A 9,042-nucleotide genomic window follows, 5' to 3' on the forward strand; every position below is an offset into this window, starting at 1 on the left:
GCAGTGATGTGGCGTACGTTCAGGACGACCGCGTAAGCGGTAGGTGGTGTTCTAGGGCTTTGGTTGAAGTGGGGAGTCATCTGCGTTATGGGGCTCGGTGATTCCCTCCGCGCCGCAGAGATGTTCGCTAGAGATGGCATTACCTCGGTCGGCGTTGGACCAATCGGCGCAGTACGTAACGTATTCGTCGGTGATTTCGAGGATTAGGCTTTTGGTAAATGGCATCAGACTTCCTTGTCTCAGAAGGACAGGGCATCCCGCCCTGCGATGCGGCAGTCAACCAATATCCCGGCCGTGTTGCCAGCCCATTTTTCGATTTCGTGACCGGCTCCCACTGCTCTGGCAAGCACCTAATGGGGCTTCAGCGTTTTCTGGTCGGCTCCGAAAACCGAGGCGTAGGACGCCACTGATCCCACCTTGTACGCTCACCTGCGCGTGGTCGCCTATTCCGCAGGCGGTGACGAGTTCACCCCAGCCGCTACCCCGCTTCTACGCCGCTCAGTCCCCCTCCAACCTCACCCGCGCAAAGTTGTTCGACCCCAGCGGGTTGAGCTGGTAGCCGCTGACGCCTTTGCGCACGACGGCGAATTGCCGGGGGTGGGCGAGGGGGATCCAGGGGGCTTGCTGGTGGAAGATGCCCAGGGCCTGGCGGTAGAGGGCGGCGCGCTGGGTGCCGTCGCGTTCGGCGCGGGCCTGGCGGATGAGGGCGTCGAAGGTGGGGTCGCACCAGCCGGCGAGGTTTTCGCCGGAGCTGGCGGCGGCGCAGGAGAGGTTGGGGCCGAGGAAGTTGTCCGGGTCGCCGTTGTCGCCGACCCAGCCCATGAACACCAGGTCGTGCTCGCCGTTCTTGGCGCGTTTGATCAGTTCCCCCCATTCGAAGACGCGGATGTCGGCCTGGATGCCGACGGCGGCGAGGTCCGCCTGGAGCATCTGCGCGCCGATGCCGGGGTTGGGGTTGGTGGGACCGCCGCCGGGGCGGGTCCAGATGGAGAGGTGGAAGCCGTCGGCATGCCCGGCCTCGGCCAGCAGCTGGCGGGCGCGCGCGTGATCGTGGGCCCAGGGTTTCAGGGCGGGGTCGTAGCCGAGCACGCTGGGTGGATAGGGGGCGGCGGCGAGGGTGGCGTTGCCTTCGCCGAACTGGGCGCGCAGGTAGGCGTCGCGGTCGAAGGCGAGGTTGATGGCCTGGCGCACGCGCACGTCGTCCAGCGGCGGGTGGCGGGTGTTGAGGCCGACGTAGGCGACCAGCAGGGCGTCCATCTCCAGCACGTTCAGCTCCGGCTCCTGGCGCAGTACCGGGATGTCGGTGGGGCGCGGGTAGATGGCCACCTGGCAGTCGTTGGCCTTGAGCTTCTGCACCCGCACGTTGGGATCGGGGGTGATGGCCAGCAGCAGCCTGTCGATGGCGGGGCGGCCGCCCCAGTAGTCGGGGTGGGCGGTGAAGCGCACCTGGGCGTCCTTCTCGTAACGCTGGAAGACGAAGGGGCCGGTGCCGATGGGGCGGCTGTTGAGGGCCTCGGGCGTGCCGGCGGCGAGCAGGCGGTCGGCGTATTCGGCGGAGTAGATGGAGGCGAAGCCCATGGCGAGGTCGGCGAGGAAGGGCGCTTCGGGGTGGCGCAGGACGAAGCGGACGCGGTGGTCGTCGAGCTTTTCGATGCGCTCGATCAACTGCCCCAGGGCCATGGATTCGGCATAGGGAAAGCCCCGGGGCGAGCGTTCGTGCCAGGGGTGCCTGGGGTCGAGCTGGCGCTGGAAGCTCCAGAGCACGTCGTCGGCATTGAAGTCGCGGGTGGGGGTGAACCAGGGCGTGGTGTGGAACTTGACGCCCTGGCGCAGGGTGAATTCGTAGCTGAGGCCGTCATCGGAAAGCGTCCAGCGTTCGGCCAGCGCGGGTTCGATGCGGGTGCTGCCGGGGGCGAACTGCACGAGGCGGTCGAAGAGGGTTTCGGCACTGGCGTCGGCGGTGTTGGCGGCGGTGTACTGGACGATGTCGAAGCCTTCCGGGGCGGCTTCGGTGCAGACCACCAGGCTGGGGGCGGCCTGGGTCCAGAGGGGCAGCAGGAGCAGGAAGGGCAGCAGGCGTGGGTGCATCGGGCGTCCTTGGCGTGATGGCCTGCCGCGAATGCGTGCCTGCGGTGGCGGTGGCGGGTGGGGGAGGGCGCCCAGTAGCGTGCGCCCGGTGCCGGGAGGGCGGGGCGTGGTGCCCCGCCTGCCGGGTTACTTGCCGACGCTTACGCCGTAGAAGGCGTTGAGGGCGAACGGGCTGATCTTGAAGTCCTGCACGTTCTTGCGCATCGGCTGGTAGACCGTGGAGTGGGCGATCGGGGTGATCGGCACCTGGTCCTTGAGGATGTGCTGGGCCTGTTTGTACAGCTCGGTGCGCTGGGCCTGGTCGGGGTTGGCCTTGGCCTGCTTGACCAGCTTGTCGTAGTCGGTGTTGCACCACTTGGAGAAGTTGTTGCCGTCGATGGCGTCGCAGCCATAGAGGGTGCCGAGCCAGTTGTCCGGGTCGCCGTTGTCGCCGCTCCAGCCAATCAGCATGGCGTCGTGCTCGCCGCCCTTGGCGCGCTTGATGTACTCGCCCCACTCGTAGGTGACGATGCGGGCCTTGATGCCGACCTTGGCCCAGTCGGCCTGGAGCATTTCGGCCATCAGCTTGGCGTTGGGGTTATAGGGGCGCTGCACGGGCATGGCCCAGAGGGTGATCTCGGTGCCTTCGGCCACGCCGGCGGCCTTGAGCAGTTCCTTGGCCTTGTCGGGGTTGTAGCCGGCGTCCTTGATGGTCTCGTCGTAGGACCACTGGGTCGGCGGCATGCCGTTGACGGCGAGCTGGCCGGCGCCCTGGTAGACGGCGTCGATGATGGCTTTCTTGTTCACCGCCATGTCCAGCGCCTGGCGCACTTCGAGCTTGTCGAAGGGCTTGTGGGTGACGTTGTAGGCGATGTAGCCGAGGTTGAAGCCCGGCTGGGACGGCATGTTGAGGTTGGCGTCCTTCTTCAGCGCTTCGAGGTCGGCGGGGCGGGGGAAGAGGGTGATCTGGCACTCGCCGGCCTTGAGCTTCTGCATGCGCACGGAGGCGTCGGTGTTGATGGCGAAGATCAGGTTGTCGATCTTCACGTCCTCGGGCTTCCAGTAGTCCTTGTTGCCGGCGAAGCGGATCTGCGCGTCCTTCTGGTAGCGCTTGAACACGAACGGGCCGGTGCCGATGGGCTTCTGGTTGAGGTCGGCGGCCTTGCCCTGCTTGAGCAACTGGTCGGCGTATTCGGCGGACTGGATGGAGGCGAAGCTCATGGCGAGGTTCTGGATGAAGGCGGCGTCCACCTGGTTGAGGGTGAACTTGACGGTCATGTCGTCCAGCTTCTCGACCTTGGCGATGTTGGCGTCCATGCCCATGTCGGTGAAGTAGGGGAATTCGGTGGGGTAGGCCTTACGGAACGGGTGGTCCTTGTCGAGCATGCGCTGGAAGGTGAACAGCACGTCGTCGGCGTTGAAGGTGCGGGTGGGCTTGAAGTAGTCGGTGGTGTGGAACTTCACGCCCGGGCGCAGGTGGAAGGTGTAGGTGAGGGCGTCGGGGGAGACGTCCCACTTCTCCGCCAGGCCGGGGATGACGGCGGTGCCGCCCCGCTCGAACTGGGTCAGGCGGTTGAAGACGGTCTCGGCGGCGGCGTCGAAGTCGGTGCCGGTGGTGTACTGGCCGGGGTCGAAGCCGGCGGGGCTGCCTTCGGAGCAGAACACCAGGTTCCCGGCGGCGCTGGCCAGCGGTGCGCCGGCGATCAGCCCGGCAGCGAGAAGCGCTTGGATGACGGCGTTTTTACGCATTTTGACCTCATGTCTTGTTGTGTTTGTCATCGTGAGGGGCGCCCTCGTAAGGCGCCTCGCCCGAAACTATGCATGGCACATGCCCGAGGCAAGCCATGGTGGGACATGAGTGTAGAAGCTGTGGCGATGCTGTAAGGCGGTGTCGCAATTCTGCAAGTTCGCGACCGTTCGCAGCCTGGGGCCACCCGTTCGTGCGGGTGGCCCGGGCCCCGTGTCAGGGCATCTGCACCTCGATGACGCCATCGGCGGTGACGTTGACGCGGCTGGTGCCGGCTTCGATCTCCGGTGCCGGGGCGTCTTCGGCCAGCATCATGCTGGCCTTGGCGGCGCGCATGGCCATCATCGGGCGCGGCTGGAAGCCGTCGCTGTTGAGGTTGAGGCTCACCAGCTTGTAGCCGGAGCCGCCCAGGGCCTGGGTCGCCAGTTGGGCGCGGGCCTTGAAGGCGTCGACGGCATCCTTCAGCAGGGCGTCTTCGTTCTTCTTGCGGGTGGCGTCGGCGATGCTGAAGTCCATGCCGGCCATCTTCAGGCTGCCCATCAGGTCGGCGCTGAGCTGGGACAGTGCGGCGAAGTCGGCGCTTTCCAGGCGTACTTCGGCACGCTCGCGCCAGCGGGTGATCTTCTGGCCCTTGTCGTCGTAGACCGGGTAGCTGTTGCGGCTGCCGAGGCTGACGGTGATGCCTTTGGTGGCGCGGGCCTTCTCGACGGCGGCGTTGAGGGTGCGGGTGATCTCGGCGGCCAGCTTGGCCGGGTCGCTGTTCTCGGATTCGCTGAACAGGGTGACGTGCATCAGGTCATGGGCCACGTCCTGGCTGACCTCGGCACGCAGGGCCACCTGGTTGTAGCGCGCCTCGTCGGCCATGGCCGGGAGGCTGGCGAAGGCGGCGGTGGCCAGGGCGAGGGCGGCGGAGAGGCGGGTGATGGCTTGCATGTCGGCTCCTTGTGAGAGGCAGTGGGTGTGCGCGCGGTTTGCGGCAGTCAACAGGGTAGACGGGCGTTCCGTGCGGTCCGGGTTAAGACCGCAGGAATTTTTTTCGTTCGATCACGGCCTCGTATTCTCGGCCGCTCTGGTACGCAGGCTGCGCAGTCGCGCTGTCCATGAGTCACCGCCGCGCAACGATGCGGCGAGTTGACGCATATCAGCGGTGCGCCAGGCACCTTGGTTATACTCCGCCGAATTCTTGGAGTGGCCATGCTCGAACCCTTACACCACCTGTCCGCCAGCCGGCAGAACCTCCTGCGTCTGACCCTCATCCGTGTGCTCGTGCTGGCCGCCCAGGCCGGTTCGGTGGGCCTCGCCTACCGGGCGCAACTGCTGGAGCTGCCCTGGCTGGAGCTGTCGGTGACCCTGGCGGTGTCGCTGGTGCTCTGTGTGAGCACCACCCTGCGCCTGCGCGGCCCTTGGCCGGTCACCGAGCTGGAGTATTCGGTACAACTGGCCTGCGACCTGGTCATCCACAGCGTGCTGCTCTATTACTCCGGCGGCTCCACCAACCCCTTCGTTTCCTATTACCTGGTGCCACTGACCATCGCCGCCGCCACCTTGCCCTGGGTCTACACCCTGGTGCTGGCGGGGCTGGCGCTGGCGGCGTACACCCTGCTGCTGGTGTGGTTCCACCCGCTGGAGATGCCGGTGGAGCAGCGCGAGGCGATGCTGATCTACGGCATGTGGCTGAGCTTTGCCCTGGCAGCGGCGTTGATCACCTTCTTCGCCGCCCGCATGACCGAGGAGCTGCGCCGCCAGGACCAACTGCGCGCCGTGCGCCGCGAGGAAAGCATGCGTGACCAGCAACTGCTGGCGGTGGCCACCCAGGCCGCCGGTGCCGCTCATGAACTCGGCACCCCGCTGGCGACCATGAGCGTGCTGCTCAAGGAGCTGCGCCAGGAGTACGGCGACAAGCCGGCCCTGCAGGATGACCTGGCGCTGCTGCAGGAGCAGGTGAAGCTGTGCAAGGAAACCCTGCAGCAACTGGTGCGCGCCGCCGAGGCGGATCGTCGCCAGGCGGTGGTGGACCAGACTGCCGTGGAGTGGCTGGAGGCGACCCTCAACCGTTGGCACCTGATGCGCCCGGAAGCCACCTACCGCTACCAGTGCCTGGGCGTGGGCCTGGCGCCGCGCCTGCGCCCGCCGGCCGACCTGACCCAGGCCCTGCTGAATCTGCTGAACAACGCTGCCGACGCCTGTCCGGAGAAACTCGACATTCGCCTGGACTGGGACCATCAATGGATGGTGCTGAGCATCCGCGACCAGGGCGCCGGCGTTCCCCTGGCCATCGCCGAGCAACTCGGCCGGCCCTTCTTCACCACCAAGGGCAAGGGATTCGGCCTCGGCCTGTTCCTCAGCCAGGCCAGCGTGACGCGCGCCGGTGGCACGGTGAAGCTGTACAACCACGAAGAGGGCGGTACCCTCACCGAGCTGCGCCTGCCCCGCAGCCACGGTGTCGCCTGAGCCCACCACGAGAGGACTCGACATGAGCGAAGAACCCCTGATCGACGGCGAAGAACAGCCCCACCTGCTGCTGGTGGACGACGACGCCACCTTTACCCGCGTCATGGCCCGCGCCATGAGCCGCCGGGGGCTGCGCGTGTCGGTGGCCGGCTCGGCCGACGAGGGCCTGGCCCTGGCCAAGGACGACCTGCCGGATTACGCCGTGCTGGACCTGAAGATGGAAGGCGACTCCGGCCTGGTGCTGCTGCCCAAGCTGCTGGAGCTGGACCCAGACATGCGGGTGGTCATCCTCACCGGCTACTCCAGCATCGCCACCGCCGTGGAGGCCATCAAACGCGGCGCCACCAACTACCTGTGCAAGCCGGCCGACGCCGACGACGTGCTGACTGCGCTGCTGTCCCAGCAGGCCGACGTGGAAAGCCTGGTGCCGGAGAACCCCATGTCGGTGGACCGCCTGCAGTGGGAGCACATCCAGCGCGTGCTGGCCGAGCACGATGGCAACATCTCCGCCACCGCCCGTGCTCTGGGCATGCACCGCCGCACCCTGCAGCGCAAGCTGCAGAAGCGCCCGGTCCGTCGCTGAGGCGGACGCGGGGCTCCGTAGCCCAGGCCTCAGCCCGGGAGCGGAGTGGGCGACCAGCCCCGGACTGAAGTCCGGGCTACGCCTACGGCACCGCACCTGCAGGGGCGACTTCTAGTCGCCAAGCGGCGCGCAGCGCCGCCACCCCACAGGCACGGGTTCATTCGCGATCAGGCTCCCCTCTCAAGCCAAGGCTCGCTCAGCGCCCTCCGGTTCTTCTCCCCTGAAAGCGTCCTGAAAGCCACTGGTGGCCGGGCCTTGGTATTCTTAGCCGCCTAACCAATCCCGCCCAGGCCCGTCATGTTCCCCGTTGTCCAGCAGATTCTCGGCATCACCGCCCCGGTGTTCTCCATGCTGTTCCTTGGCGTGTTGCTGCGCCGCCTGGGCTGGATCGACGCCCCCTTCATCGACACCGCCTCCAGCCTGGTCTTCCGCGGCACCATGCCGACCCTGCTGTTCCTCGGCATCATCAAGGCGGACCTGAGCACCGCCCTGCAGCCCGCGCTCATCGCCTACTTCGTCGTCGCCACCCTGGGCTGCTTCGGCTTGGCCTGGCTCTGGGCCCTCTGGCGCTGCCCGGAGGCGGACCGGGGCATCTACACCCAGGGCGCGTTCCGTGGAAACAACGGCATCATCGGCCTCGCCCTGGCCACCAGTATGTACGGCGACTACGGCCTGTCGGTCGGGGGTGTGCTCGGGGGCGTGGTGATCCTCTGCTACAACACCCTGTCCTCCATCGTGCTGGCGGTCTACGCACCGGGCATGCGCGCCGACCCCTGGAGCCTGATCAAGGGCGTGCTGAAGAATCCGCTGATCATCGGCGTGCTCGCCGCCATCCCCGTGGCCTACCTGCAACTGCAGTTGCCGGCCTGGCTGATGACCTCCGGCGAGTACTTCGCCCAGATGACCCTGCCCCTGGCGCTGATCTGCATCGGCGGCACCCTGTCGCTGGCGTCCCTGCGCCAGAGCGGCCGCCTGGCCATCAGCTCCAGCCTGATGAAGATGGTCTGGCTGCCGCTGCTGGCCACCGCCGGCGCCTGGGCCCTGGGGTTCCGCCAGGCCGAGCTGGCGATCCTCTTCCTCTACTTCGGCAGCCCCACGGCCGCCGCCAGCTTCGTCATGGCGCGGGCGGTGAACGGCAACCATGCCTTGGCTGCCTCCATCATCGTCATCACCACCCTGGCCGCCGTGGTCACCACCAACATCGGCCTGCTGAGCCTGCAGCTGCTCGGCCTGATCTAGGCCCGGTGCCCCGGCCTGCGCGGCCTTGGGTGAGTTGTATCAGAATGTGAGGGGCTTCCGACTCCTCGGTCGCGCGCGTTGCGTCTTGGCGTGGGGAGGGCTAGCATCGCGGCCTTTGCGCCATTAACGGATTAAACATGCGCGCCGTTTCGTTGCTCAGCCTGTTCCTCCTGGCCCCCCTTGCCTGGTCGGCCGAGCCGTCCGCGACGCTGGAGGGCCCCAGTGCTGGCTGGCGCTACGCCGGCTTGCTCGATCGCAGCGAAAACCCGGCGGTTGCCTACCCGACGCCGCCCATCGACCGGGGCGCACAGCGCAACCGCACCCTCATCGAAGGCCGCCTGGCCAACATCGGCCACGTCCGCCCGCCGCACCGCCTGGTGGTCAACGGCAACCCACTGCCGCTCTACACCGATGACGCCGGACGTTTCGTCCGCCCCTACGCATTCGGTGCCGGCTCCAACAGCGTCGAAGTGGTGTCCGGCGACGGCAAGTCGCTCAAGCGCGTGCAGTTCTACGAAGCCAACACCGGCCGCACCCCGGCGCGCCTGCGCGTGGTGCTCGGCTGGGACGATCCCAAGGCCGAGCTCGACCTGCACATCGTCACCCCCGACGGCCAGCACGCCTTCTGGGCCGACCCGGTGATGAGCAATGGCGGCGGCCTGGACACCGACAGCGTCGACGGCCCCGGCCCGGAAATGTTCACCATGGCCGCGCCCCTGCATGGCACCTACCTGGTGTACGTGAACTACTGGGGCAACTACGGCGCCAATGGCTACAACTTCGACGCCGGCAGCAACCAGAACGAGGTCATCACGTCGCAGATCAGCCTGGTGTTCAACGAGAACACCGTGAACGAGAAGCGTGAGTCCTTCGTCGTGCCCTTGCGGGCCATCGGTGAGCTGGTGCTCGTCAAATCCTTCAACTTCTGATGTCCCGCCGCGTGGATGAACCGGGG

General features: G+C 67.1%; 7 protein-coding genes. 4 read left to right on the plus strand and 3 right to left on the minus strand.

Annotation, left to right across the window (positions count from 1 at the left end; genetic code table 11):
• Nucleotides 1–498: 498 nt before the first annotated feature.
• From A9G05_RS05715 to A9G05_RS05725, 3 genes are all read right to left on the minus strand, one after another.
• A complete protein-coding gene (locus A9G05_RS05715; protein ID WP_069560049.1) occupies nucleotides 499–2,088 on the minus strand; it encodes an ABC transporter substrate-binding protein in 1,590 nt (529 codons plus the stop codon).
• 126 nt (nucleotides 2,089–2,214) lie between these two features.
• On the minus strand, nucleotides 2,215–3,816 hold the full coding sequence (locus tag A9G05_RS05720; protein WP_069560050.1) for an ABC transporter substrate-binding protein: 1,602 nt from the start codon (nucleotides 3,814–3,816) through the stop codon (nucleotides 2,215–2,217).
• 214 nt (nucleotides 3,817–4,030) lie between these two features.
• Entirely contained in the window at nucleotides 4,031–4,747 is a 717-nt protein-coding gene (locus A9G05_RS05725; RefSeq protein ID WP_069560051.1) for an SIMPL domain-containing protein, read from the minus strand.
• 261 nt (nucleotides 4,748–5,008) lie between these two features.
• Between A9G05_RS05725 and A9G05_RS05730 the strand changes: the two genes are divergently transcribed.
• The 4 genes from A9G05_RS05730 to A9G05_RS05745 all read left to right on the plus strand — a co-directional run bounded on the left by A9G05_RS05730 (nucleotide 5,009) and on the right by A9G05_RS05745 (nucleotide 9,016).
• Nucleotides 5,009–6,265, plus strand: coding sequence for an ATP-binding protein (locus tag A9G05_RS05730; RefSeq protein ID WP_044409815.1), 1,257 nt, complete (start codon nucleotides 5,009–5,011; stop codon nucleotides 6,263–6,265).
• A gap of 22 nt (nucleotides 6,266–6,287) precedes the next feature.
• Nucleotides 6,288–6,848 carry a response regulator transcription factor gene (locus A9G05_RS05735; protein WP_044409812.1) on the plus strand — a complete coding sequence of 187 codons (561 nt, stop codon included), beginning with the start codon at nucleotides 6,288–6,290 and terminating at the stop codon, nucleotides 6,846–6,848.
• 297 nt (nucleotides 6,849–7,145) lie between these two features.
• Complete coding sequence (locus A9G05_RS05740) at nucleotides 7,146–8,087, plus strand: AEC family transporter (protein WP_069560052.1); 942 nt, start codon at nucleotides 7,146–7,148, stop codon at nucleotides 8,085–8,087.
• Nucleotides 8,088–8,224: 137 nt separating this feature from the next.
• On the plus strand, nucleotides 8,225–9,016 hold the full coding sequence (locus tag A9G05_RS05745) for a YfaP family protein (protein ID WP_069560053.1): 792 nt from the start codon (nucleotides 8,225–8,227) through the stop codon (nucleotides 9,014–9,016).
• The last annotated feature ends 26 nt before the right edge of the window (nucleotides 9,017–9,042 follow it).

It is taken from the genome of Pseudomonas sp. ENNP23 (assembly GCF_001728945.1).
Classification (GTDB): domain Bacteria; phylum Pseudomonadota; class Gammaproteobacteria; order Pseudomonadales; family Pseudomonadaceae; genus Metapseudomonas; species Metapseudomonas otitidis.